Source organism: Acidovorax benzenivorans (assembly GCF_028680575.1).
Taxonomy (GTDB): domain Bacteria; phylum Pseudomonadota; class Gammaproteobacteria; order Burkholderiales; family Burkholderiaceae_C; genus Acidovorax; species Acidovorax benzenivorans.
The window spans coordinates 64,874-87,602 of record NZ_JAPCKI010000020.1; the positions used below are offsets into that span (position 1 = coordinate 64,874).

The 22,729-nt window shown below is 66.5% G+C and carries 22 protein-coding genes; 13 read left to right on the forward strand and 9 right to left on the reverse strand.

Translation table 11 applies throughout. From position 1 onward, the window contains the following. Positions 1–57 precede the first annotated feature (57 nt). The 5 genes from nirD (at position 58) to OIN59_RS22675 (ending at position 6,210) form a co-directional block, all read left to right on the forward strand. Positions 58–459, forward strand: coding sequence for a nitrite reductase small subunit NirD (gene nirD / locus OIN59_RS22655; RefSeq protein ID WP_274114122.1), 402 nt, complete (start codon positions 58–60; stop codon positions 457–459). Between the two features lie 129 nt (positions 460–588). Next, a complete protein-coding gene (locus OIN59_RS22660) occupies positions 589–3,426 on the forward strand; it encodes a nitrate reductase (protein WP_274114124.1) in 2,838 nt (945 codons plus the stop codon). A 65-nt stretch (positions 3,427–3,491) separates the two neighbouring features. Then, a complete protein-coding gene (gene ybiB / locus OIN59_RS22665) occupies positions 3,492–4,415 on the forward strand; it encodes a DNA-binding protein YbiB (RefSeq protein WP_274114126.1) in 924 nt (307 codons plus the stop codon). Further along, positions 4,412–5,254, forward strand: coding sequence for a uroporphyrinogen-III C-methyltransferase (cobA, locus tag OIN59_RS22670; protein ID WP_274114128.1), 843 nt, complete (start codon positions 4,412–4,414; stop codon positions 5,252–5,254). The genes ybiB and cobA overlap by 4 nt, the downstream gene beginning before the upstream one ends. A gap of 251 nt (positions 5,255–5,505) precedes the next feature. Beyond that, positions 5,506–6,210, forward strand: a complete 705-nt coding sequence (locus OIN59_RS22675) for a methyl-accepting chemotaxis domain-containing protein (RefSeq protein WP_274114131.1) — start codon at positions 5,506–5,508, stop codon at positions 6,208–6,210. A gap of 53 nt (positions 6,211–6,263) precedes the next feature. Here the strand turns inward: OIN59_RS22675 and OIN59_RS22680 are convergent, their stop codons facing one another. Next, positions 6,264–6,752 (reverse strand): acyl-CoA thioesterase, encoded by a 489-nt coding sequence (locus OIN59_RS22680; RefSeq protein ID WP_274114133.1) that lies wholly within the window; start codon positions 6,750–6,752, stop codon positions 6,264–6,266. Positions 6,753–6,870: 118 nt separating this feature from the next. On the opposite strand from OIN59_RS22680, the gene OIN59_RS22685 reads away from it, so the two are divergent. Next, positions 6,871–8,004: a sterol desaturase family protein gene (locus OIN59_RS22685; RefSeq protein WP_274114135.1), complete on the forward strand. Its 1,134-nt coding sequence runs from the start codon at positions 6,871–6,873 to the stop codon at positions 8,002–8,004. Between the two features lie 29 nt (positions 8,005–8,033). Here OIN59_RS22685 and OIN59_RS22690 read toward each other — a convergent pair whose 3' ends face one another. After that, positions 8,034–8,516 carry a DUF4124 domain-containing protein gene (locus OIN59_RS22690; protein WP_274114137.1) on the reverse strand — a complete coding sequence of 161 codons (483 nt, stop codon included), beginning with the start codon at positions 8,514–8,516 and terminating at the stop codon, positions 8,034–8,036. Positions 8,517–8,730: 214 nt separating this feature from the next. Between OIN59_RS22690 and OIN59_RS22695 the strand changes: the two genes are divergently transcribed. Continuing rightward, the gene (locus tag OIN59_RS22695) at positions 8,731–9,915 is read left to right on the forward strand and encodes an ABC transporter substrate-binding protein (protein WP_274114139.1); all 1,185 of its coding nucleotides are present in this window, start codon (positions 8,731–8,733) and stop codon (positions 9,913–9,915) included. 87 nt (positions 9,916–10,002) lie between these two features. Then, positions 10,003–11,277: a BaiN/RdsA family NAD(P)/FAD-dependent oxidoreductase gene (locus tag OIN59_RS22700; protein ID WP_274114141.1), complete on the forward strand. Its 1,275-nt coding sequence runs from the start codon at positions 10,003–10,005 to the stop codon at positions 11,275–11,277. 15 nt (positions 11,278–11,292) lie between these two features. Here OIN59_RS22700 and OIN59_RS22705 read toward each other — a convergent pair whose 3' ends face one another. Then, a complete protein-coding gene (locus tag OIN59_RS22705; protein ID WP_274114143.1) occupies positions 11,293–14,565 on the reverse strand; it encodes an EAL domain-containing protein in 3,273 nt (1,090 codons plus the stop codon). Between the two features lie 309 nt (positions 14,566–14,874). On the opposite strand from OIN59_RS22705, the gene rpsU reads away from it, so the two are divergent. Further along, positions 14,875–15,087, forward strand: coding sequence for a 30S ribosomal protein S21 (gene rpsU / locus OIN59_RS22710; protein WP_007833691.1), 213 nt, complete (start codon positions 14,875–14,877; stop codon positions 15,085–15,087). A gap of 220 nt (positions 15,088–15,307) precedes the next feature. Then, the gene (locus OIN59_RS22715; RefSeq protein WP_274114146.1) at positions 15,308–15,754 is read left to right on the forward strand and encodes a GatB/YqeY domain-containing protein; all 447 of its coding nucleotides are present in this window, start codon (positions 15,308–15,310) and stop codon (positions 15,752–15,754) included. Positions 15,755–15,876: 122 nt separating this feature from the next. Here OIN59_RS22715 and OIN59_RS22720 read toward each other — a convergent pair whose 3' ends face one another. Beyond that, positions 15,877–16,815: a LysR substrate-binding domain-containing protein gene (locus OIN59_RS22720; RefSeq protein WP_274114148.1), complete on the reverse strand. Its 939-nt coding sequence runs from the start codon at positions 16,813–16,815 to the stop codon at positions 15,877–15,879. A 124-nt stretch (positions 16,816–16,939) separates the two neighbouring features. Here OIN59_RS22720 and OIN59_RS22725 point away from each other — a divergent pair, with 124 nt between their 5' ends. Further along, complete coding sequence (locus OIN59_RS22725) at positions 16,940–18,052, forward strand: tartrate dehydrogenase (protein WP_274114150.1); 1,113 nt, start codon at positions 16,940–16,942, stop codon at positions 18,050–18,052. A gap of 92 nt (positions 18,053–18,144) precedes the next feature. Here OIN59_RS22725 and OIN59_RS22730 read toward each other — a convergent pair whose 3' ends face one another. Then, entirely contained in the window at positions 18,145–18,339 is a 195-nt protein-coding gene (locus OIN59_RS22730) for a hypothetical protein (RefSeq protein WP_274114151.1), read from the reverse strand. Positions 18,340–18,411: 72 nt separating this feature from the next. Between OIN59_RS22730 and OIN59_RS22735 the strand changes: the two genes are divergently transcribed. Beyond that, a complete protein-coding gene (locus OIN59_RS22735; RefSeq protein ID WP_274114152.1) occupies positions 18,412–19,308 on the forward strand; it encodes a LysR family transcriptional regulator in 897 nt (298 codons plus the stop codon). Between the two features lie 23 nt (positions 19,309–19,331). Here the strand turns inward: OIN59_RS22735 and OIN59_RS22740 are convergent, their stop codons facing one another. From OIN59_RS22740 to OIN59_RS22755, 4 genes are all read right to left on the reverse strand, one after another. Beyond that, positions 19,332–19,577, reverse strand: a complete 246-nt coding sequence (locus tag OIN59_RS22740; protein WP_274114154.1) for a hypothetical protein — start codon at positions 19,575–19,577, stop codon at positions 19,332–19,334. Then, positions 19,574–19,996, reverse strand: coding sequence for a VOC family protein (locus OIN59_RS22745; RefSeq protein ID WP_274114156.1), 423 nt, complete (start codon positions 19,994–19,996; stop codon positions 19,574–19,576). The genes OIN59_RS22740 and OIN59_RS22745 overlap by 4 nt, the downstream gene beginning before the upstream one ends. A gap of 287 nt (positions 19,997–20,283) precedes the next feature. After that, positions 20,284–20,820 carry a helix-turn-helix domain-containing protein gene (locus tag OIN59_RS22750; RefSeq protein WP_274114158.1) on the reverse strand — a complete coding sequence of 179 codons (537 nt, stop codon included), beginning with the start codon at positions 20,818–20,820 and terminating at the stop codon, positions 20,284–20,286. Positions 20,821–20,907: 87 nt separating this feature from the next. After that, positions 20,908–21,930 carry a saccharopine dehydrogenase NADP-binding domain-containing protein gene (locus tag OIN59_RS22755; RefSeq protein WP_274114160.1) on the reverse strand — a complete coding sequence of 341 codons (1,023 nt, stop codon included), beginning with the start codon at positions 21,928–21,930 and terminating at the stop codon, positions 20,908–20,910. Between the two features lie 95 nt (positions 21,931–22,025). Between OIN59_RS22755 and OIN59_RS22760 the strand changes: the two genes are divergently transcribed. After that, positions 22,026–22,694 carry a TetR/AcrR family transcriptional regulator gene (locus tag OIN59_RS22760; RefSeq protein ID WP_274114162.1) on the forward strand — a complete coding sequence of 223 codons (669 nt, stop codon included), beginning with the start codon at positions 22,026–22,028 and terminating at the stop codon, positions 22,692–22,694. Positions 22,695–22,729: the final 35 nt, after the last annotated feature.

A 22,729-nucleotide genomic window follows, 5' to 3' on the forward strand; every position in this document is an offset into this window, starting at 1 on the left:
ACGACGGCCCCTACCCGCACACCGACACCCCACCGAACAAAACCAAGGACCCTTCCCATGACCACCCACAACCCAACCCCCGAATGGAAGCTCATCTGCCGGGTGGACGACATCCCCGTGCTGGGCTCGCGCCGCGTGGCGCGCCCCCAGGGCCTGGACGTGGCCATCTTCCGCAACGACGCCGGTGGCGTGTTTGCGCTGCTGGACCGCTGCCCCCACAAGGGCGGCCCGCTGAGCCAGGGCATTGTGTTTGGCACGCATGTGGCGTGCCCCCTGCACAACTGGACCATCGGGCTGTGCGACGGGCAGGCCTCGGCGCCTGACGAAGGGTGCACGCCGAAGTTTGCGGTGAAGGTGGAGGGCGGTGCGGTGTACCTGGATGCAGGAGAGCTGGCAACGGTGGCGACGGACTTGACGCGGCCGATTGCGGGGCCTGCGCGCAGGTCGGTGGGGGTCTAAGACACTAGAGCGCGTTGCGTCTTTGAGATCACACGCCCAGCCGACAGGAACACAATCACACTATAAAAATAATAGCTAATAGCGCTTTATTTACCGGCGCCTGAGGCCTAAAACAACCCAACCCACGCCATGCAAGAAACCCAATCCACCTGCCCCTACTGCGGCGTAGGCTGCGGCGTGATCATCGAAAGCACAGGCGCCCAGATCACTGGCGTGCGCGGCGACCCCACCCACCCCGCCAACTTCGGCCGCCTGTGCACCAAGGGCTCGACCCTGCACCTCACCGCCACCAGCCCCGTCACCCTGCAAACCCGCCTGCTGCACCCCCTGCGCCGTGCGCAACGCGGCGAGGCCGCACTGCCCGTGACCTGGGACGCCGCATTGACCCTGGCCGCAGACCGATTCGCCCACACGATCGCGCAGCATGGCCCTGACGCCGTGGGCTTCTACGTGAGCGGCCAGTTGCTGACCGAGGACTACTACGTCTTCAACAAACTGGCCAAAGGCCTGATCGGCACCAACAACATCGACACCAACTCGCGCCTGTGCATGAGCAGCGCCGTGGCGGGCTACAAGCAGACGCTGGGCGCCGACGCACCGCCTGCCTGCTACGACGACGTGAAGCACGCGCAATGCCTGTTCATCGTGGGCAGCAACGCGGCCTGGGCGCACCCCATCCTGTTCCGCCGCATCGAAGACGCACGCGCAGCCAACCCGGGCGTGAAGGTCATCGTGGCCGACCCGCGCCGCACCGACACCGCCGGCATGGCCGACCTGTTCCTGCCCATCCAGCCCGGCAGCGACGTGATGCTGTTCAACGGCATGCTGCACATCATGCTGTGGGAGGGCTGGATCGACGCCGCCTACATCGGCGCACACACCACGGGCTTCGACGAACTCAAGGCCCTGGTGCGCGACGCCACGCCCGAGCGCGTGGCCCAGGTGTGTGGCATTTCGGTGGCCGACCTGACCACGGCCGCCAAGTGGTTTGCCACGTCCAAGGCTACTTTGAGCCTGTACTGCCAGGGCCTGAACCAAAGCAGCAGCGGCACGGCAAAGAACGCCGCGCTCATCAACCTGCACCTGGCCACGGCACAGATCGGTAAGCCCGGCGCGGGCCCCTTCAGCCTGACCGGCCAGCCCAACGCCATGGGCGGGCGCGAAGTGGGCGGCCTGGCCAATCTGCTCAGTGCCCACCGCGACCTGGCAAACCCTCAGCACCGCGCCGAAGTGGCCGCGCTGTGGGGCGTGGCCGATGTGCCCAGCAAGCCTGGCAAGACCGCCGTGGAGATGTTCCAGGCCGCCGCCGACGGCGAGATCAAGGCCCTGTGGATTGCCTGCACCAACCCCGCGCAAAGCATGCCCGACCAGGCCACGGTGCGCCGCGCGCTGCAGCGCGCCGAGTTTGTGGTGGTGCAAGAGGCCTTTGCCACCGCCGCCACGTGCGACTACGCCGACCTGCTGCTGCCCGCCACCACCTGGGGCGAGAAGACCGGCACCGTGACCAACAGCGAGCGCCGTATCTCGCGCGTGCGCACTGCCGTGCCCGCGCCCGGCCTGGCGCGCCACGACTGGGCCATTGCGGTGCAGTTTGCGCACCAACTGGAGGCACGCCTGCGGCCCGGCACGCCGACGCTGTTTCCTTACGCCACAGACGCTGCCGACGTGGGGGCAGAGGCCGTGTGGAACGAGCACCGCGAAAGCACGCGCGGACGCGACCTGGACATCACCGGCCTGTCGTGGGAGCTGCTCGAATCCCAAGGCCCGCAGCAGTGGCCGTTCGCTGCGGACGCCACCACGGGCAAGGCCCGTTTGTACGAAGACGGCATCTTCCCCACCGCTGATGGCCGTGCGCGTTTTGCAACACATGCCTGGCAACCCACCGCCGAGCCCCGCGAATCGCGCTACCCCTTCAGCCTGACCACGGGCCGCCTGCGCGACCAGTGGCACGGCATGACCCGCACCGGCACGCTGGGCCGCCTGTTTGGCCATGTGGCCGAGCCCAGCCTGCAGATGCACCCGCAGGACATGGAACGGCGCAAGCTGGCCAGCGGCGACCTGGTGCATGTGACCAGCAAGCGCGGCTCCATCGTGGTGCCTGTGCAGGCCGACACCACACTGGGCCTGTCGCAGGTGTTCATGGCCATGCACTGGGGCAGCGAGTACCTGAGCGGCATCTCGTCCACCGGCGAGCGGCTGGCGGGCGTGAATGCGCTCACCACCTCCGCGTTCTGCCCCACCTCCAAACAGCCCGAGCTGAAACACGCGGCCGTGAAGGTGCTCAAGGCCGAACTGCCCTGGACGCTGCTGGCCATGGCCTGGTTGCCCGCTGAGGGGGCATTGGCTGCGCGCGAGGCTTTGTCCGCACTGATGGCGCAGTTTCCGTTTGCCAGTTGCGTGCCCTTCAGCAACAACACCCCGCTGAATGAGCCGGGCCGCGAGCGCACCGGCGTGCTGCTGCGCGCCGCCGCCCACGAGGCGCCGCCCGACACCTTGATCGCCCAGATCGAAGCCCTGCTGGGCATGGCAGGTGCCGACACACTGCGTTATGCCGACAAAAAGCGCGGCCAGCGCCGGGCCGCACGCCTGGCGCGCCAGGGCGACAACACTACGCTGGAAGGCATCGTGCTCGCAGGCGACACCAGCGCCGAAGGCTGGCTCAAGACCCTGCTGCAGGAAGAACTGCCCGCACAAACCTACGGCCGCCTGCTGCTGGTGCCCGGTGCCAAGGCCCCCGTGGCCGTGCAGTCGCGCGGCAAACCGGTGTGCACCTGCTTCAACGTGACGGACGCCGCCATCACCGCCGAGCTGACGCACTGCCACGGCACCGACGACGACCGCCTGGCGCAACTGCAGGGCAAGCTACGCTGCGGCACCAACTGCGGCTCGTGCGTGCCCGAACTCAAGCGCATGGTGCGCAGCACAGGGCCGCTAGCTGCCAAACCGCTGGCGCAGGCCGTCATATAACCAAAAGTTGTCTGGGTTGCAGGAAAATAGCGTCCCACCCACGAAGCCACCGAGCCACACCCCCAATGGGCATTAGCCAGTACATCAAAGAGATCGGGCGCGGCGCGCGCGGCGCCAAGCCACTCGCGCGCGAGCAGGCCGCGGATCTGTTCGGCCAGGTGCTGGACGGCACTGTGACCGACCTGGAGATCGGCGCCTTTTGCCTGGCCATGCGCATCAAGGGTGAGACATCCGAGGAGATGTGCGGCTTTCTGGATGCCACCCACCAGCGCCTGGCGCTGCTGCCCGCCACCGACCGCCCGCTCATCGTGCTGCCCAGCTACAACGGCGCACGCAAACTGCCCGTTCTGACGCCGTTGCTGGCGCTGCTGCTGGCGCGCGAGGGCTTGCCTGTGCTGCTGCACGGCATGCGCACCGAGGCGCGGCGTGTTTTGGCATCAGATGTGCTGCTAGCGCTTGATGTAACTGCGCTGATAGCTCCTGAAAAGATAGCAAATGGCGCAGTACGCCACATCCACACCCAGCACCTGCATGCGGGCCTGGCACGCCTGCTGGCCGTGCGCGAGGTGGTGGGCCTGCGCAACCCGGGGCACAGCGTGGTCAAGCTGATGAGCCCGTGCGCTGGACCCTCGGTGGTGGTCACTGCCTACACCCATCCTGAATACTTCGAGATGCTGCAAACCACCTTCCACACGCTGGGCATGAGCGCGCTGCTCTCGCGCGGCCTGGAGGGCGAGGTCGCCACCGACCCCCGCCGCACGCCCCGCTACGACGGCTTTGTGCACGGCGTGCATACCGTGCTGGAGGCGCAACAACCTGGCACCGCCAGCGAGGTGCCTGGCCTGCCTGCCGAGATCGATGTGGCCACCACGGCCGCCTACACGCGCCGCGTTCTGGCTGGCGAGTTGCCCATTCCACTCGCCATCGAACGGCAGGTGGAACATATCTTGCGACTTGCAGATCAAACCGTTTCGGAGACATCCCCATGAGCCGCCCCACGCCTTCCACCACACCGTCCACAGCCACAACGGCAACACCCCACCTGGGTACCGGCGGCAGCTGCACGCTGGTGGGCGCGGGCCCGGGCGACCCGGAACTGCTGACCCTCAAGGCGCTCAAGGCCATCCAGGCGGCCACCGTGCTGCTGGTGGATGACCTGGTGAGCGATGCCATCGTGGCGCACGCATCGCCCACAGCGCGCATCGTGTACGTGGGCAAACGCGGCGGCTGCAAAAGCACGCCACAGGCCTTCATCGAAAAGCTGATGCTGATGGCCGTGAACGAAGGCGAGAACGTGGTGCGCCTCAAGGGCGGCGACCCGTTCATCTTTGGCCGGGGTGGCGAAGAGGTGGAACACCTGCGTGCAGCGGGCGTGCAGGTCACCGTCGTCAACGGCATCACGGCGGGCCTTGCAGGTCTGACATCGCTGGGCGCACCGCTCACTCACCGCGAACACGCACATGGCGTGGTGTTTGTCACCGGCCACGCCAAACCCGGTGATGCTGGCACCGACTGGCGCCAGCTGGCCGCCACGGCGCGCGACGCCAAGCTCACACTGGTCATCTACATGGGCGTGAGCGGCGCTGCCACCATTGAGCAAGAGCTGCTCACCGGCCTGCCTGCAGACACGCCGGTCGCTGTCATCCAGCACGCCAGCCTGCCGCACCAGCGGCATGCCGTCACCACCCTGGGCGCACTGCACGCCACCATCACGCGCGAGGGGCTGGCCAGCCCCTCGGTGATCGTGGTGGGCGATGTGGTGCGCGGTGTTGCACTGGCCGTGCAAGACGCCAGCGTTGCACCATTGCAGGCCCGCCGCGCGGGCTGAGCACACCCCGAGCCCCAACCTTATTGACCGCAACGCCTGCGCGCTGCGCAAGGCGGTGTGGTGCTGCGCGCAGCCGAAACACGACACAACACCACACACGCCCCAGCGCGCCCAGTCGCTGCGCTATCACGTATCTCCAAAAGCACTGCACACCATCGCACAGCACCGCATTGGGTCACGCCGCAACACACACATTGGCCCAGGTATTGCTTGAAGACATGCATCTGAATGCAACACGCACAAGGAACACCATGGCAGCCTACCCCCTCTCCGCACGCACTTCCAGCATGCCCACGCTGTCGTCCCCCGCACCCACCGCGTCGCGCGACGCGGGCATGTCGCTCGTCAACCTGGCGGCACGCCAACGCATGCTGTCGCAACGCATGGTGCTGCAAACCGTGCTGGCCGCACGCGGCAGCGACCTGCACCTGAAGGCCGCCCGCAGCTCACTCACCCTGTTCACCGACAGCCAGGCCCGGCTGGTGGACACGCCCCGCCACCTTGATGCGAACAGCGGCGAGATCATCCGCAAGGCCTACCGTGGCCCCCAGGGCGTAGGCGCCACCATCGATGCGTTTGCGCAGCAGGTGGGCACGGCACTGGACCTGGCCGAGCGCCAGAGCCCACGTGTGGAAGACGCCCTGGCCCGCTTGGTCGAGACCACCGACGGCGTGCTCGAAGCCCTCAACTACGCCACCACCGCATTCGACCAGGTGAGCAAGGCGCAGTCCGAAACCTTGATGAAAGAGCTGGCGGGCATCGTGGCGTCGATCCAGACCGTGGCGCGCGAGGCCAAGGTGGTCAGCTTCAACGCCCAGGTGATGGCCGCGCGTGCCGGGCAGCACGGGCGCGAATTTGCCGTGGTGGCCAATGTGCTGTCGGGCATCACCAATGAGATCGATGGCCTGTCGCTGCAGGCCGTGTCGCTGGCCGGGCGCAACCGCAGCGCGGCCTGAAGGATCAGGCAAGCCCCAGACAAGATGCCTCGGGCCTCGGGTTGTCTGGCTGGTTATTGCCCGGCGGTTTCGCGCACCTGCTGAAACCGCTGGGCCAGCTCTTTGCGCAGCGTCTTGCGGATCACCGCAGCGTCCCAGCGGCGGCGCTCGTCGGGGGTGGAAGGCGACAGCGGCGGCACATGCACGGGCTTGCGGGCCTCGTCCACCGCAACCATGGTGAAGAAGCAGCTGTTGACATGCCGCACCACCTGCGAACGGATCTCTTCGGCCACCACCTTGATGCCCACTTCCATCGACGAGCTGCCCGTGTAGTTCACGCTGGCCAGAAAGGTCACCAGCTCGCCCACATGGATGGGCTGCAGGAACATCACCTGGTCTACGCTCAGCGTCACGGTGTAGCAGCCCGAATAGCGGCTGGCGCACGAGTACGCCACCTGGTCCAGCAGCTTGAGGATGGCGCCGCCGTGCACGTTGCCCGAAAAGTTGGCCATGTCGGGCGACATGAGCACGGTCATGCTCAGTTGGTGTGAAGGGATGTTCATGCAGCGATTTTAGAAAGCCCCGTGTGCTGCGTCGCACGCAAATTGGACCCAATGCACTGCAGGTGGCGGCTTCGCTACACTCGCGCAGCACCTGCTGACCGGGTGCGAGGAGGAACCGATGATCGAACTAGAAAAACTCAACGAATTCACCGAAAGCCACGGCGCGTTGCGCACGGGCAAGGGGCTGGTGTCGGGTGTGATTGCACTCACGCTGGCCATCCTTTGCTTGCTGGGCGTGCTGGCCTTTCACTTCCCTGAGTACCTGACCACACCGCAGCTGCGCAAGAGCTACGACGTGGCGGTGATCCGCAACATTTTGCTGGTGGCCATGGCCATCGCAGGCGGCATCTCGCTGGTCAACATACTGTTCAACCGCGCACGCTGGCTGGCCACCTTTGCGTTTGCCATCGTGGCGATGGCCGCGCTGCTGGGCGGCCACAAGGTGGAGGTGGACCCGAACTTCCCCGACAACACACCCTACATTGGCCTGGACTGGTTCATCCTGGACCTGCTGGGCAGCTCGCTGATCTTCATCTTCATCGAGAAGCTGTTTGCGCTGCGCAAGGACCAGCCCATCTTCCGCGCCGAATGGCAGACGGACTTTCACCACTTCATCGTCAACCACATGGTGGTGGGCTTTGTGCTGCTGGCCACCAACCTCATCGTGCACAAGTTCTTTGGCTGGGCAGCCAGCGACGGTATTCGCGGCTGGGTGCAGGGCCTGAACTTCTGGGTGGCACTTTTCCTCATCGTTCTGGTGGCCGACCTGGTGCAGTATTGGACGCACCGCGCCTACCACGAGGTGCCCCTGCTGTGGCGCCTGCACGCGGTGCACCACAGCGTCAAAAGCATGGACTGGATGGCGGGTTCGCGCCAGCACATCCTGGAGCTGCTGATCACCCGCACGCTGGTGCTGGCCCCCATCTACGTCTTCGGCTTCAGCAAGGAAGTGATCGACGCGTACATCGTCGTCGTGGGCTTCCAAGCCGTGTTCAACCACGCCAATGTGAGCGTGCGCCTGGGGCCACTGCGCTATGTGCTGGTCACGCCCAACTTCCACCACTGGCACCACAGCCAGGACCAGGAGGCGCTGGACAAGAACTACGCCGCGCACTTCGCGTTTCTGGACTACCTGTTTGGCACCGCCGTCAAAAGCACCAAGCTCTGGCCCGAGCACTACGGCGTGCTGGGCGACTACGTGCCCAACGGCTTTGTGAAGCAGTTCAAGTTTCCGTTCACCTGGAAGGGGTGAGCACCACCTAGAGCACGGCGGTCGCAGGGTTAGGGCATAGCGGCCAGCTCTCTCTCCAGCACCCGCAGTTGCTCCCGCAAAGCCTCGGTCCGTTCCTCACACGCGGCTTTGGCATCAGCGGCCTTTTCCGCACCCTCCTGCACAAACTGGTTGCCCGACGGCAGGTTGCCGCGCCGCAGCGGGCCTGCCTTGGCCACGGCACTGGGCGGGGCCGTGCATTCGCGCTGGTTGCGCTCGATGGCCGCACGCGCCTGGGGGATGCCCTTGGTTTGCAGGTAGTTCTTGCGCTGCCAGGCGGCGCCAAACGCGCCCTCGGCCAACGGTGCCGCAGAGGGCTGCACAGGGGTCGCGCCACGCGTGGTGGGGCGCACGTCAATCTTCTCGCCCTCACCCACACAAGGCGCGTCCTGAAACGACACCTTGCCGTTGGCGTCCGTGCATTTGTTGATGGCCCAGGCCGGGGCCAGACAGCCCAGCGCCAGGGCACAGAAGGCGTAGCGGATCAAAGTCATGATGTTGTCCTCGGCAGGTCCATGCCACATGCTACCGCGCCGCATAGAGCGGGCTGGCCCACACCGCTTTGGGGGACGCGCAGACTGCGCCCCCCGAGATAGATGCACGCCCCTAACATCACACGCCCCCGGTACAAACCCGGTAAGCGCAGCGCTCAGCGCCCTCCTACCATCGCCGCTCTTTGAATCGGTTCTTTGCTGGAGACGCTGTTTGATGAAGACCCCGAATGCGAATGCATGGCCCAACGACCAGCGGCCGCCCCTGGCGCGCCGCCGCAGCCTGGTGCTCGCGCTGGCCGGCGGAGCGGCCCTGGCCAGTCTGCCCGCCCGCGCACAACCCGCCGCAGGCAGCAAGGGAGACATCCTGATCGGCCGCTCTACGGCGTTGTCAGGCGGCATGGCGCCGTTCCTCTCGCCCATCCACGAGGGGCAAGAGGCCGCCGTAGAGGACGTCAACGCCAAGGGCGGCGTCGGCGGCCGCAAGATCCGGCTGGTCTCGCTGGACGATGGTTTTGACGCACGCCGTGCGCTGGACAACGCCAAGCAGCTGAACGAAAAGGACGGCGTGCTGGCGCTGTTTGGCGTGGCCGGTACATCGCAGGTCATGACGCTGCTGCCCTACCTGGCGCAGGCCAAGCTGCCACTGATCTCCGTGTACACGGGCAGCCCCGCCGTCCGCGCGCAACAGCACCCCTACCTCTTCACCACCCGCGCCAGCTATGCCGACGAGCTGGTGAAGATCGTGCGCAACCTGGTGGCCGTGCAGACCTCGCGCATTGCCGTGGCCTACGAAAACAACGACTTCGGCAAGCTGCTGCTGCCTCTGGTCGAAAAGACCATTGCCGCCGAAGGCGCGACGCTGGCCGGGTCGCACGCACTGGCCTCGTCGGGCGAAGACGCCAACGATGCAGCCAAGGCGCTGGCCGCACAGAAGCCCCAGGCCGTGCTGCTGGTGGCGGCAGGCCCGTCGGTGGTGGCCTATGTGCGGGCCAACCGCGCGCACCTGGGCGTGCCGATCTACACCCTGTCGCTGGGCGCAGGCACCGCCGTGCTCAAGGCGCTGGGCGACGATGCGCGTGGCCTGGCCGTGGCGCGCACAGGCCCCTCGCCCACCAAGCCCACCATGGCACTCACGCGGGACTTTCAGGCGTCCATGAAGCGCCACGACAAGCCGGTGGACTACGACCGCTACACGGGTTACATGGACGCACGCGTGCTCATCGAAGGCCTGCGCGCCGCAGGGCCCGGCGTCACGCGCGCCAGCCTGGTCCAGGCCATGGAAGGACTGGGCAACCTGGACCTGGGCGGCTTCAGCTACCAGTTCAGCGCGCAGAACCACCATGGATCCAACTACGTGGACATTGCGGTGGTGGGCTCGGGCGGGGTGTACCGGCAGTAGCCGTGCCATGGACGCGCACGATACGTAGCCCCCCACGCAGCGGCGACAATGGCGGCCCTGCCACCGCCAGCCCCCTCCCGCCCTACCGTGTCGTCCCCCACTGCTCCTCACTCCTTCGACGTTGTCATCATCGGCGCCGGCGCCGCCGGCCTGTTCTGCGCGGGCCAGGCAGGCCAGCGGAGGCTGAAGGTCTTGCTCATCGACCACTCCGACAAGGTGGCCGAGAAGATCCGCATCTCGGGCGGCGGGCGCTGCAACTTTACCAACCGCGACCTGGACCCGGCCGCGCCGCACAAACACTTTGTGGGGCAGAACCCGCAGTTCTGCCGCTCGGCGCTGTCGCGCTACACACCCGCCGACTTCATCGCGCTGGTGCAAAAGCACGGCATCCCGTTTCACGAAAAGCACAAGGGCCAGCTGTTTGCCGACCGCTCGGCCGAGGACATCATTGCCATGCTGCTGGCCGAGTGCGAGGCGGGTGGTGTGACCCGCTGGCAGCCCTGTAGCGTCAAAAAAATAGACTTTTTGGCATCAAGCGCTAGTGAATCATGCCGGGGCAGCTATCAAATTGATACTGATCGTGGGCCGGTGTCGGCGGGTGCGCTGGTCATTGCCACCGGCGGCTTGTCCATCCCAAAGATCGGCGCCACTGACTTTGGCTACCGGCTCGCACAGCAGTTCAGCATCCCGCTCATCGAGCGCAAGCCGGGCCTGGTGCCGCTGACCTTTGACGGTGCGGGTTGGGCGCCTTATGCGCAACTCGCAGGCTTGGCGCTGCCGGTGCAGATCAGCACCGGAGCCAAGAAAGCTCGCATGGCGTTTGATGAAGACCTGCTGTTCACCCACCGGGGCCTGTCGGGCCCGGCAGTGCTGCAGATCTCCAGCTACTGGCAAGAGGGCACCCCGCTGGCCATCAACCTCGCGCCCACGGTGGACCTGCCCGCCGCGCTGGCACAGGGCAAGGCCCGCTCGCGCAAGCTGGTTGCCAACGAGCTGGCCACCCTGGTCCCAAGCCGGCTGGCCGACGCCTGGGCCAGCCGCGAGGCGGACTGGCAACGCCCCATCAACGAGGCATCTGACAAGGCCCTGGCGCGCCTGGCCGAGCAGCTGGCGCGCTGGGAGCTGACGCCCACCGGCACCGAGGGCTACAAAAAGGCCGAGGTCACACTGGGCGGCGTGGACACGCGGGTGTTGTCGCAGCAGACCATGGAATGCAAGACGCAGCCGGGCCTGTACTTCATTGGCGAAGTGGTGGATGTGACGGGCTGGCTGGGCGGCTACAACTTCCAGTGGGCCTGGGCCAGTGCCCATGCGTGCGCGCAGGCATTGCCGATGGCAGAGCCAGCGGGCACCGTGCACTGACACTTCAACAGTCCGTCAAGCGGCCGCCAGAACGTCCCGCACCGATACTCCCGGCGGCTGGTGCTGGCAGGCCCAGGCCTCCAGCTCTAGCGCAGGCAGCGGTCGGCTGAAGTGGTAGCCCTGCAGCTCCTCGCAGTCCAGCGCGCTCAGCACCTGCGCCGTGGCCAGGTCTTCCACCCCCTCGGCCACGATCTTGAGGCCCAGCGTGTGGCCCAGGGCGATGATGGCGCGGGTGATGGCCATGTCGGCGGGGTTGCTCAGCATGTCGTGCACAAAGGACTTGTCCACCTTGAGCCGGTCGATGTCAAACCGCTTGAGGTAAGCCAGGCTGGAATACCCCGTGCCGAAGTCGTCGATGGACAGCTGCACGCCCAGCAGCTTGAGCGCCGCCAGCTGCAGCTCGGACGCATGGGCGTTGTCCATCAACTGGGACTCGGTGATCTCCAGCTCCAGCCGATGGGCGGGCATGCCGGTGCGGGCGAGCAGCGCCTCGATGTCGGTCACCAGCGATGGGTCAGACATCTGCGCGGCCGAGAGGTTGACCGAGATCGACACCTGGGCCAGGGGGTGTGGCACCACGGTGTCGCCCGGCCCCGTGTCCAGCGCCAACTGTTGCCAGCGCACCCACTGCTCGCAGGCCTGCTGCAACACCCAGCTGCCAATGGCGCGGATCATGCCGGTCTCTTCGGCGATGGGGATGAATTCGCTGGGCGGTATGGAGCCCAGCACCGGGCTGGTCCAGCGCAGCAGCGCCTCCACGCCCAGCAGTTGGGCGCCCTGGGCGCTCAGGCGGGGCTGGTAGTACAGGCTCAGTTCGTTGCGCTCCAGTGCGCGGCGCAGTTGTTGCTCCATGGCCTGGCGCGCCACGGCGCGCTGGTCGGTCTCCATCGAATAGAACAGCGCCATGTCACGGCCGGTGGTCTTGGCCTCGTACATGGCAGCGTCGGCGCGGCGCATCAGCTCGTCGATGTCGCTGCCGTCCTCGGGGTACACGGCAATGCCCACGCTGCAGGACACATTCAGCTCGTGCCCTTCCACCGGATGGCTCTGGCGGATGAGCGGGATCAGCCGCCGCTCCACCAACTGCTGCACATCCTCACGCCCGGCCACGTCGCGCATCACCACCACAAACTCGTCGCCGCCCAGGCGGCTCACGGTGTCGCGGCTGCGCACGGCCTGCGTGAGGCGCGCGGCCACCGAGCGCAGCAGGCCGTCGCCAATGTGGTGACCCAGCGTGTCGTTGATGGCCTTGAAGCGGTCCAGGTCGATGAACAGCACCGCGACCTTTTCGCCCGTGATGGGCGCCTGCGCCAGCGCCATCTGCAGGCGCTGCACGCACAGTGAGCGGTTGGGCAGCTCGGTGAGCACATCGTGGTGCGCCAGGAACTGGATGCGCTCCTCGTTGAGCTTGCGGTCCGTGATGTCGATGGCAATGCCGATGTGGTTGGCCACGCCTCCATTGTTGTCATGGCCCTTGCCCTCGCGCACGGCCGACACCATAAGCCAGGCCGGGTAGGTCTCACCCGAGCGGCGGCGAAACCGCACCTCGCCCTGCCAGGACTCCTTGTCGAGCATGGTGCGCTGGATCTGCGCCGACAGCGGCTCGGCGCCCGCCTCTTCCAGCAAAAAGCCCAGGTCCTCGCCGATGACCTCGTAGAAGTCGTAGTGCGTGCTGCGGCAGAACGCCTTGTTCACACTGATGATCTGCTGCTCGGCGTTCATGATGATGATGCCCTCGGACGAGGCCTCGAACACCTTGGCCCACAGCTCCAGGCGCTGCTCCATCACCTTGAGCACGTTGATGGGTGTGAACGCCGTGAGCACCGAGTCGCGCCCCTGGAACTGCAGGCGCCGCGCCGACAGCACGGCCCACGAGGGCTCGGGGCTGCCCTTCCAACGCACTTCAAATTCATCGACCGAGCCCTGGTCCGCCAGGCGCTGGAAGAAGCGCGCGCGCACGCCAGGCTCCAGCCCCACGGCCCAGGGGTCGGTCTTGCGGCCACCCAGCCAGTGGGCGGCGGGCGCGTTGGAGTGCAGCACCTCGTGCTCGGGAATCGACGTGACGACCATGGGGATGGGGAAGGCCTCCACCAGCTCGCGCTGGGCCTCGGCCGCGCGGGCGCTGGCGGCCAGCTCCTGCTGCAGCAGGCGGTCGCGGTCGAGCTGGGACAGCATCTCGTTGAAGGCCGTGACCAGTCGGCCGATCTCGTCGCGGCTGCTCCAATGCGCGCGCAGCGTGTGGTCGCCGCTCTTGCGCACCTCGTCGGCCACGCGGGCCAGCTGCTGCAGCGGCTTGGCGATTTGCCGTGCCACCAGCGTCACCAGGCTCAGGATGCAACCCAGCAGCACCAGGGCCGTGCCCAGGTGCAGCCACATGCGGGCAAACAGGCTGTCTGCGCGCTGGTTCAGCAAGCGTTCCAGGTCCACAATGCCCACCGACCACGCATCGCGCAGCGCGCCCAGCACCTGCGCCTCCTGCACGCCCACCTGCGCCACCGTCACACGCGACTCGCCCGCCGCAATGCCTTGCAGCAAGGCCTGAAAGCCCTCCTGTGCCGCCTTGAGCGCCTCGCGCTGGCGCACCAGCGCGGCACGCATCTCGGGCGATCCCGCAATGAAGGCCTGGTTGTAGTCCGACTCGATGCCCAGCATCACCGCATCCAGCCGCCCCACCAGCGTCAGCAGCTCGGACGACCACTGCGGCCCGCGCCGCGACGGCGTGGCGTTCAAGAAACTCACGGTGTCATGCACCGCCTGCAGCAGCTCGGGAAACCGCAGCACCACCAGCGACATGACGTAGTAGCTGTCCAGGTCCGGGTCCAGGATCAGGTTGGACTGGTTGCCCACCGAGGTGAGCAGCTCGCGCCCCTCGCGCAGCAACAGGCTGCGCAGCTGGGTGAGCGACTGCAGATCGGCGGCTGGAGCACCCCCTTGAGGCTGGCCCGCCAGCTGCTGCAGCGCCGCGCCAAACCGCTGGCCCACATCGGCCGTGCGCAGTTGCTCGTCGTGCGCCGCACGCACAGCGTCCAGCCTGGTCAGCACATCGGCCACCAGCGGTGGCTGCTGCGACGCGTCCAGAAACTGGCCCATCAGCCCGTCGCGCACCACGGCGGCATAGGTGGTGCCCACCACTTCCTTGCGCGTGAAGTCGATGGCCAGGTATTTTTCGTGGATCAGGATGCTGGAGACGTAGATCACCGCCGTCAGGTCCAGCAGATAGATGAGCATGAGCTTGCGGCCCACACTGAGCCGGCCCAGCCAACCCGATACGCGGTGCATGAATGCCATGGTGTCTGCGGCAGGGCCGCCCAGGCGGATGGCCAGGGCTCCCCACCGGTGAATAGGAGTGTTACAACATGAAGCAACTTCCGCGCCATTGCGGTGCGGCCCGCCCGTGAAAAGCCAACCGGGTGCCCTGTCTGGGGGCAGACGGGCAACCCTTGCGCTACGGGCGTGGATAAAGGCTATAATCTCCGGCTTTGCTGGCAATGCCCCGTCGGCCAAATACTAGTTACAGACGGGGAAACCGCTTTGTACGGACTTGAGGCCCGATCTCCCCAAGCCCCTCTGCAGGCACCATTTGGAAAACATTAGCTAATGACTACGATCCGCGTAAAAGAAAACGAACCCTTTGACGTTGCACTGCGCCGCTTCAAGCGCACCATTGAAAAGCTCGGCCTGCTGACCGACCTGCGCGCCCGTGAGTTCTACGAAAAGCCCACCGCCGAGCGCAAGCGCAAGAAGGCTGCTGCCGTGAAGCGTCACTACAAGCGCGTTCGCAGCATGCAACTGCCCAAGAAGCTGTACTAAGTACCGCTTCGGCCCAGTCAGTCCCATACGGACGACAGCCGCCAAACCCGCGCTAGGGACGCCAAGCGCGGGTTTTTGTTTTTTCGGGTTTGCCAAAAGGCTTTCTAGCGTCGTTGCAACGCCTTGTCGTAGCCACACTACTGCCTGCGGCGTTGACGCCTAGCCAGAAAGCGTTTTGGCAAACCCCTGTTCTTGTCTAAAACCAACCAAGGAAGCCGCCATGAGCCTCAAGGACCAGATCACCGAAGACATGAAAACCGCCATGCGCGCCAAGGACAGCGAGCGCCTGGGCACCATCCGCCTGCTGCAGGCCGCGATGAAACAAAAGGAAGTGGACGAGCGCATCGAGCTGGACGACGTAGCCGTGGTCGCCATCGTGGACAAGCTCATCAAGCAGCGCAAGGACTCCATCACCGCGTTTGAAGGCGCGGGCCGCCAAGACCTGGCCGACAAGGAAAAGGCCGAGATGGCCGTGCTGCAGGCCTACCTGCCCGAGCGCATGTCCGCCGAAGAAACGCTGGCCGCCGTGAAGGCCATCGTGGCCGAGCTGGGCGCAGCAGGCCCCGGCGACATGGGCAAGGTGATGGGCGTGGTCAAGACCCGCCTGGCAGGCAAGGCCGACATGGGCCAGGTGTCGGCTGCGGTGAAGGCCGCGCTGGCAGGCTGAGCCCCACGCCCTCTGCCCTTGCACCGCAAGGGCTACCGCCGATCACGGCGACCGGCCATGGACCGGTATCATTTTGATAGCTGCTAGCGCTTATTCCATAAGCGCTAGCAGCTATTTTTGCTTCAGGCCGAGCCTTCGCCATGGGCGCCTGCCCGCTGCGCACCCCACCCAGTGCGAAAGTGCGCCTGCAGAAACTCCACACACACCCGCACCTTGGCCGACCGCTCCAGCCGCGTGGGGTACACGGCCCACACATTGGCCTCCTGCTGCCACTGCGGCAGCACCTGCACCAGGCGCCCCGCCTGCAGGTGCGCGCCCACATCCCACAGCGAGCGCAACACCACACCGCGCCCGTCCACCGCCCACTGCACGGCCATTTCGCCGTTGTTGGCTGACAGCGGGCCGCGCACTTTCACCGACTCTTCCTGCGCACCGCTGCGCAAGCGCCACACGCCAAACGGGTGGTCGCGCTCCTTGATCACCAGGCAGTCGTGCGCGGCCAGGTCGGCCACGCTGCGCGGCGTGCCCTTGCGCTGCAGATAAGCGGGCGCTGCGCACAACACACGGTGGTTGTCGGCCAGGCGGCGGGCGATGAGGTGCGGCGCAATCTCGTCGCCCACGCGCACATCCAGATCAAACCCTTCGCCCGCCACGTCCACCAGCCGGTCGAACACTTCGAGCCGCACCTGCAGCCCCGGGTGTTGCTCCACCAGCCGCGACAACGCTGGCGCCACGATCTGGCGGCCAAAGCCGAAGCTGCTGCTCACCCGCAGCAGCCCGCGCGGCTCGCTGCGCGTCACGGCCACCTCCTGCATCAGCTGCTCCATGTCATCGAGGATGCGCTGCGCCCAGTGGAAGACGCGCTCGCCCTCTTCCGTCACCGCCACACGGCGGGTGGTGCGGTGCAGCAGCTTGACTTGCAGGTCCTGCTCCAGCAGGCGAATGCGCTTACTCACGTAGGCCGGCGATGTGCCCAGCTCGGTGGCGGCCCCGCCAAAGCTCGCCTTGCGCACCACCGCAGTGAACACGCGCAGGTCTTCAGCCGCAGGATTTTTATGCACGATGTGTGAAATATGAAGCCACAGTTGGCGGATTGTAGTTTTTGGTGGCGCTGTAAACAATGCACCCTACAAGGCTGGCTGCCCCTCCACAGCAGCCTCTCGCCCCCATCCCAAGGACTGCTTCATGACTGCCTCCACAGCCTCTATCGCCCCCAAAACCTACCGCATCGCCCTCATCGCCGGAGACGGCATCGGCAAGGAGGTGATGCCCGAAGGCCTGCGCGTGGTGCTGGCCGCTGCGGCGCGCTTTGGCATCGCGCTGGAGACCACCACCATCGACTGGGCCAGCTGCGACTACTACGCCGCCCACGGAAAAATGATGCCCGACGACTGGAAGGCACAGCTTGCGGGCATGGACGCCATCTTCTTCGGCGCCGTCGGCTGGCCCGCCACCGTGCCCGACCATGTCTCGCTGTGGGGTTCGCTGCTCAAGTTCCGCCGCGAGTTCGACCAGTACATCAACCTGCGCCCCGTGCGCCTGTTCGAGGGCGTGCCCTGCCCGCTGGCGGGCCGCAAGCCCGGCGACATCGACTACTACGTGGTGCGCGAAAACACCGAGGGCGAATACACGTCGCTCGGCGGCATCATGTACGAGGGTACCGACCGCGAGATCGTGATCCAGGAATCGGTCTACTCGCGCCACGGCGCCCACCGTCTCTTGAAGTTCGCCTTCGACCTGGCCCAAAGCCGCGCCAAGAAACACGTGACCCTGGCCACCAAGAGCAATGGCATCGCCATCAGCATGCCCTGGTGGGATCAGCGTGCCGACGATGTCGCCAAAGGCTACCCCGAGGTCACGCTGGACAAGCAGCACATCGACATCCTCACCGCCCGCTTTGTGCTGCAGCCCGGCCGCTTTGACGTGGTGGCCGCCACCAACCTGTTTGGCGACATCTTGAGCGACCTGGGTCCCGCCACCACCGGCACGATTGGCCTGGCCCCGTCGGCCAACCTCAACCCCGAACGAACCTTCCCCAGTCTGTTCGAGCCTGTGCACGGCTCGGCCCCGGACATTTACGGCAAGAACATTGCCAACCCGATTGCCATGATCTGGTCGGGCGCACTGATGCTGGACTTCCTCACCCAGGGCCAGGGCGCGGGCAGGTTGGCGCACGATGCCATCGTGGGCGCCATCGAAGAGACGATCAAGAGCGGGCCACGCACGCCGGACCTGGGCGGCACGGCCAGCACCACACAGGTGGGCGAGGCGATTGCGGCGCGGGTCGCGCAGGGCTGAAGCGCCGGTTACTCCTGAAACCATAGCTGCTTGCGCTTGATGGATAAGCGCTAGCGGCTGATTTCATCAAATAAACAGACGCCATCCAACCCTCAGCCACCACCGGGTGGCACCCTGAACTGGGCTGTGATGTGCGCCTGCGCGCGCTCCGACGCTGCGACAGCACGCTCGACCCAGCGCCGCAGCCATGATCCAAGGCGCACGCGCCCTGCGGAGTGCGCGGCCGACGGCGGCTTTGCGGTGACGAGTTGTTCAGGGGGCTTGTGTTGCGCGGTGTGCGAGTTCATGGCGACGGATGCTCGCCAACGGCTTACCATCTGTAAAGTTGAATTCAATGATGATTCACTTCACAAAACCTGATGCGTAACCTCAACCTCGACCAGCTGCAGACCCTGATCGCCATCGCCGACCTGGGCACCTTTGCCGCCGCCGCACAGGCGCTGCACCTGGCGCCACCCACGGTCAGCATGCACATCAAGGAACTGGAGTCGCGCCTGGACGCTGCGCTGTTGGTGCGCGGCCGCCGCCAGGCCGACCTGACGCCTGCGGGCGAGGTGTTGGTGCGCGAGGGCCGCCAGCTACTGCTGGCCAGCGACGACCTGGTGGAACGTGTGCGCCGCCACGCCTCGGGGCGCGAGGGCATCGTGCGGGTAGGCGTCTCTGCGGGCGTCAGCACCCGGCTGCTGCCGCGCATGCTGGAGGCGCTGGCAGCGCGCAGCCCCGGTGTGGAAATACGCCTGGAGGCCGTGGGCTCGGCCGAGTCGATGCAGCGGCTCAAGGCCGGCACGCTGGACATCGCCATCATCGCCAGCCCCCAACCGCCACTGGCCGAAGTGAAACAAACGCCCTGGCGCAACGACCCCATGGTGGCGCTGCTGCCCGCCACCTGGGACGCTCCCGGCCAGGTCGGCCCCGACTGGCTGGCCAGCCGCCGCTGGGCATCGTTTGCGCCCGCCACGCAGATGCACGGGCTGATTGCCAACTGGTTTGGTCAGGCGGGCCACCACCCGCGCCCTTTTCTGGCGCTGAGCTACCCCGGCGCGCTCAAAAGCCTGGCGGTGGCCAGTCAGTGCGCCGCGCTGCTACCGATGGAGGAGGTGGAGGACCTGCAGGGCACGCCCAACGTACAGATCCGCCCCCTGCAGCCACCGCTGATGCGCCCCATGGCCGTGGCGCACCGCCACATGCCACCGCCCTCGCCTGCGGTGGAGGGCGTGCTGCAGCTGCTGGCCGAATTTGCGGACTTCGCGGAGTGATGGCTGTGCGCCGCCGCTCGCCATCACACGGGCGGTAAGCCCGAAGTGCCTGGGGCACGCCGCGCCGCGAACCGCCGCAGGTAGGGCTGCACGAACAAATACAGCCCCGTCAACAGCAGCAGCGCCAGCGGTGGCAGAGGTGCATACGTGACCCAATCCGGCGGGTTTCCCAGGACCTGCGCGCGGACTACAAAATTGGCGATGACGGTCAGCGTGAATGCCATCGACACCCAGCGATGAAAGCGCCGGATGCCCACACCGGCACTCATTTCGCATCTCCGGCGAGCTGAATCATCTTCCAGCCGTTGCCCGCCGGGTCCCGAAAACCCGCATCCACGTTGCCATACCGGTCCACGGGCTCCTGCGTGAACTCCACGCCCAGGTCGCGCAGCCGGGCATACGCGGCGCGGCAATCAGCCACGTGCAGCACCAGTGGCGCCATGGCGCCCTTGGCGACCATGGCGCGCAGCGTCTGCGCCGTGGCCTCGTCGTGGATGGGCGGGCCGGGCTTGAACAGCCCCAACTGAAAGCCCGGCTGCTCAGGGTGCTGCACCGTCAGCCAGCGGTAGGGGCCATTGCGCACGTCCGTGTGCACCTGAAACCCGAGTTTGCCCACATAGAACGCGAACGCTTCGTCCTGGTCGTCCACATACACACCCACCACACCAATGCCCTGGTTCCTCGTCATCAGATCTCCTTGGTTGCTAAGAGCCTGTTCAAGGTCTTTTTGGAAATCGCATTGGAGTGCAATCGGGATGAGTGGATGCTTCGGATGCGCCGCATGGGCTCATGCCCATGCAAGCAGCCGGGGCGTCCAATCGCCCGATTTCACTCCAACCCTTCGGGCAAGTGCCTTGCCGGGCGGTCTGCGGCGTTGCGGCGCTTGTTGATAGCCAAGCTATCAACTGCACCCCGCGCCTTTCACCCCATCCCGGCAAGGTACTTGTGCGACTCCAAAAAGACCTTGAACAGGCTCTAGGACGGATTTGTACCTTCGGCCTGGCGGCGGCGCTTCTCCAAAACTGCTGTGGTGAGGTCGGGGCGCTGTGCGGCTTTCAATACACAGGCGGGCACTTGGTCCAGGGGCGTGGCGGTAGCCTGGGCGTCCCGCCGCACCGCACTGGGGCTCTGCCCCGTGATGTCGCGAAAGATGCGCCCGAAGGTGCCCAGGCTCTCCCAGCCAGTGGCAAACGCAATCTCGGTGATGGGCAGATCTGTATCGCGCAGCAGCGTAACGGCCTGCTCGATGCGGCGGGTCAGCAGGTAGCGGTGGGGCGGAATGCCAAACGCCTGCCGGAACGAGCGGGCGAAGTGCGCTTCCGACACCCCACTGACCTCGGCCAGCCGCTGCACCGGCCAGGCCTCGTGCGACGCAGCGTCCATGCGGTCCTTGGCGCGCAGCAAACGGCGCAACAGGGCCGGGTCCTGCGGCGCAATAGCCGCACCCGACGTCTGTTTGGACGGCGCGGCGGGCGCGCTGGAGGGCAATGGGTGCGGGCGCTCAGAGGGCATGCGCGAAGCATATCGCCTTGGGTCTGGCGACCCGCCCTATTTTCCCGGGCATGGATCGCGGCTGACACCCGCACTCGGGGTCGCTTTTCAGGCTACCCGCACATCGCCAAAGACTTCGAGCGCCTGGCCGTTCAGCGCCCGCAGCGTATCGGCAGGGTCCACCGCCTCGCCCAAGGCCAGTGCACCGCTGCGCTGGTACGCCGGGGCCATCAGGCGCTGCGCGGCCTCCAGCACCAGAGGCGCCGTCACGGCATAGATGTCCTGGCCGCGCACACCGGCCGTCCGCACCACGCCGTTTTGCACCAGCCGCACCACCAGCTCAAAACGCTGGGCCGACCGGCCGCTGCCATCCACCGCCGTGGGCGGCGGGGTGCTGGCATCGCGGATGTCGGCCAGGGCCGAGCGGTTGATGAGCGAGCGGATGGTGTCGGCCTGCAGGTGGTGCGCCAGGGTGATGGTTTCGCTGAACGGCAGTTCCACCATCGCATAGGTCGCCAGGGGCGCGGCAAAGGTCCAGTCCGGCACATCGGCCGAGGGCACCAGCGGCACCAGGCGCCCGCCCTGCACGACCTGGCGCGGTGCCTTGTTGCGCTCGCCCGTTAGGCGCGTGCCTTCGGTGGGCCACCAGCGGTCCAACCCCATGGCCACGGTGATCTCGTCAATGGGGCCGGGAGCGGCGAGCGCACTGGCCAGCAGATCGGCCAGGCCGCCGTAGAAACCTGCGGCGGGAATCACCACGCGCCCGGCAGCGACGGCAGGCTGCTGCATATCGGCAAAGGTGGCCTGGGCGCTGGGCTGCTCTGCAGTGACGTCGATGTAGTGGCAACCGGCGCGCAGTGCGGCCTGCGCCACCGGGGGCGCAGTGTCCATGAACGGCCCCGCGCAATGGATGACCACGCCACAACCGGCAAAGGCCTGAACGAGTGCAGCCGGGTCGTCCAACTCCGCCGCGCGGCACTCCACGCCCGATGGAAACAGCGCAACCAGCCGGGCGGCGTTACGCCCAACCGCCACCACGCGCAGGCCGCGCCGCAGGGCCTCTTGCACCACGAACTGGCCAGTGTGGCCGGTGGCGCCGTACACAGCAATGGAAGAAACGGAGGATGTCATGGGCAGCCTTTCGAGGATGAAATAAGGGATGAAAATTAACGATACAGACCTGTCTGTTCTTTTAAGATTACAGACAGGTCTGTAGCATGTCAAGTATGACTGCACATTCTTTTCCCGGCATCGCCCTGAAAACCTCACCGGGCGCCCGCCCCACGCCCGCGTCACGGCGCGCGGCCAAGGCCCCCACGGAGCCCGTGCAGGATGTGCGCGAGCGCATCCTCGACACGGCATCGAGCCTGTTCTACCAACGCGGCGTGCGCGCCGTGGGGGTGGACCTGGTGGTGGCCGAAGCGGCCGTGGCCAAGACCAGCCTGTACCGCTACTTCCCCACCAAGGACGACCTCATCGTGGCGTTTCTGGAGCGTGAAGACGTGGACTTCTGGGGCCTGTGGGATGCGGTGGCGGCGCAGCATGCCGAGGACCCCGCAGGCGAATTGCAGGCCCACATGCAGTGGATTGGCGAACGGCTGGGGCGCTCCAACTACCGAGGCTGTCCTCAGATCAACGTGGCGGCCGAATTTGCCGAGCAGGACCACCCGGCCCGCCAAGTGGCGCAGCAGCACATGGTGACGCTGCGCAGCCGCCTGTACGGCATTGCCCAGCGGCTGGGCGTGCCCCAGCCCGAGCAGCTGGCCGCCCAGCTGGCCGTGCTCATCAATGGGGCGTTCGTGAGTTCGGGCCTGCTCAGCGGCGACGAAGCGACGCCCGTGCTGCAGGCAGCGGTACAGGCCTTGCTGGCAGGTGCCCAGGCTGACAGGGCCTAGCAGAGCAACGGGAACAACGTCCCCTTCAGAAACAA

Excerpts from the sequence above, each read along its gene's own strand:
- nirD (WP_274114122.1), top strand. The coding sequence starts at position 58 with ATGACCACCCACAACCCAACCCCCGAATGGAAGCTCATCTGCCGGGTG.
- OIN59_RS22660 (WP_274114124.1), top strand. The coding sequence starts at position 589 with ATGCAAGAAACCCAATCCACCTGCCCCTACTGCGGCGTAGGCTGCGGC.
- ybiB (WP_274114126.1), top strand. The coding sequence starts at position 3,492 with ATGGGCATTAGCCAGTACATCAAAGAGATCGGGCGCGGCGCGCGCGGC.
- cobA (WP_274114128.1), top strand. The coding sequence starts at position 4,412 with ATGAGCCGCCCCACGCCTTCCACCACACCGTCCACAGCCACAACGGCA.
- OIN59_RS22675 (WP_274114131.1), top strand. The coding sequence starts at position 5,506 with ATGGCAGCCTACCCCCTCTCCGCACGCACTTCCAGCATGCCCACGCTG.
- OIN59_RS22680 (WP_274114133.1), bottom strand. The coding sequence starts at position 6,752 with ATGAACATCCCTTCACACCAACTGAGCATGACCGTGCTCATGTCGCCC.
- OIN59_RS22685 (WP_274114135.1), top strand. The coding sequence starts at position 6,871 with ATGATCGAACTAGAAAAACTCAACGAATTCACCGAAAGCCACGGCGCG.
- OIN59_RS22690 (WP_274114137.1), bottom strand. The coding sequence starts at position 8,516 with ATGACTTTGATCCGCTACGCCTTCTGTGCCCTGGCGCTGGGCTGTCTG.
- OIN59_RS22695 (WP_274114139.1), top strand. The coding sequence starts at position 8,731 with ATGAAGACCCCGAATGCGAATGCATGGCCCAACGACCAGCGGCCGCCC.
- OIN59_RS22705 (WP_274114143.1), bottom strand. The coding sequence starts at position 14,565 with ATGGCATTCATGCACCGCGTATCGGGTTGGCTGGGCCGGCTCAGTGTG.
- rpsU (WP_007833691.1), top strand. The coding sequence starts at position 14,875 with ATGACTACGATCCGCGTAAAAGAAAACGAACCCTTTGACGTTGCACTG.
- OIN59_RS22715 (WP_274114146.1), top strand. The coding sequence starts at position 15,308 with ATGAGCCTCAAGGACCAGATCACCGAAGACATGAAAACCGCCATGCGC.
- OIN59_RS22725 (WP_274114150.1), top strand. The coding sequence starts at position 16,940 with ATGACTGCCTCCACAGCCTCTATCGCCCCCAAAACCTACCGCATCGCC.
- OIN59_RS22730 (WP_274114151.1), bottom strand. The coding sequence starts at position 18,339 with ATGAACTCGCACACCGCGCAACACAAGCCCCCTGAACAACTCGTCACC.
- OIN59_RS22735 (WP_274114152.1), top strand. The coding sequence starts at position 18,412 with ATGCGTAACCTCAACCTCGACCAGCTGCAGACCCTGATCGCCATCGCC.
- OIN59_RS22740 (WP_274114154.1), bottom strand. The coding sequence starts at position 19,577 with ATGAGTGCCGGTGTGGGCATCCGGCGCTTTCATCGCTGGGTGTCGATG.
- OIN59_RS22745 (WP_274114156.1), bottom strand. The coding sequence starts at position 19,996 with ATGACGAGGAACCAGGGCATTGGTGTGGTGGGTGTGTATGTGGACGAC.
- OIN59_RS22750 (WP_274114158.1), bottom strand. The coding sequence starts at position 20,820 with ATGCCCTCTGAGCGCCCGCACCCATTGCCCTCCAGCGCGCCCGCCGCG.
- OIN59_RS22755 (WP_274114160.1), bottom strand. The coding sequence starts at position 21,930 with ATGACATCCTCCGTTTCTTCCATTGCTGTGTACGGCGCCACCGGCCAC.
- OIN59_RS22760 (WP_274114162.1), top strand. The coding sequence starts at position 22,026 with ATGACTGCACATTCTTTTCCCGGCATCGCCCTGAAAACCTCACCGGGC.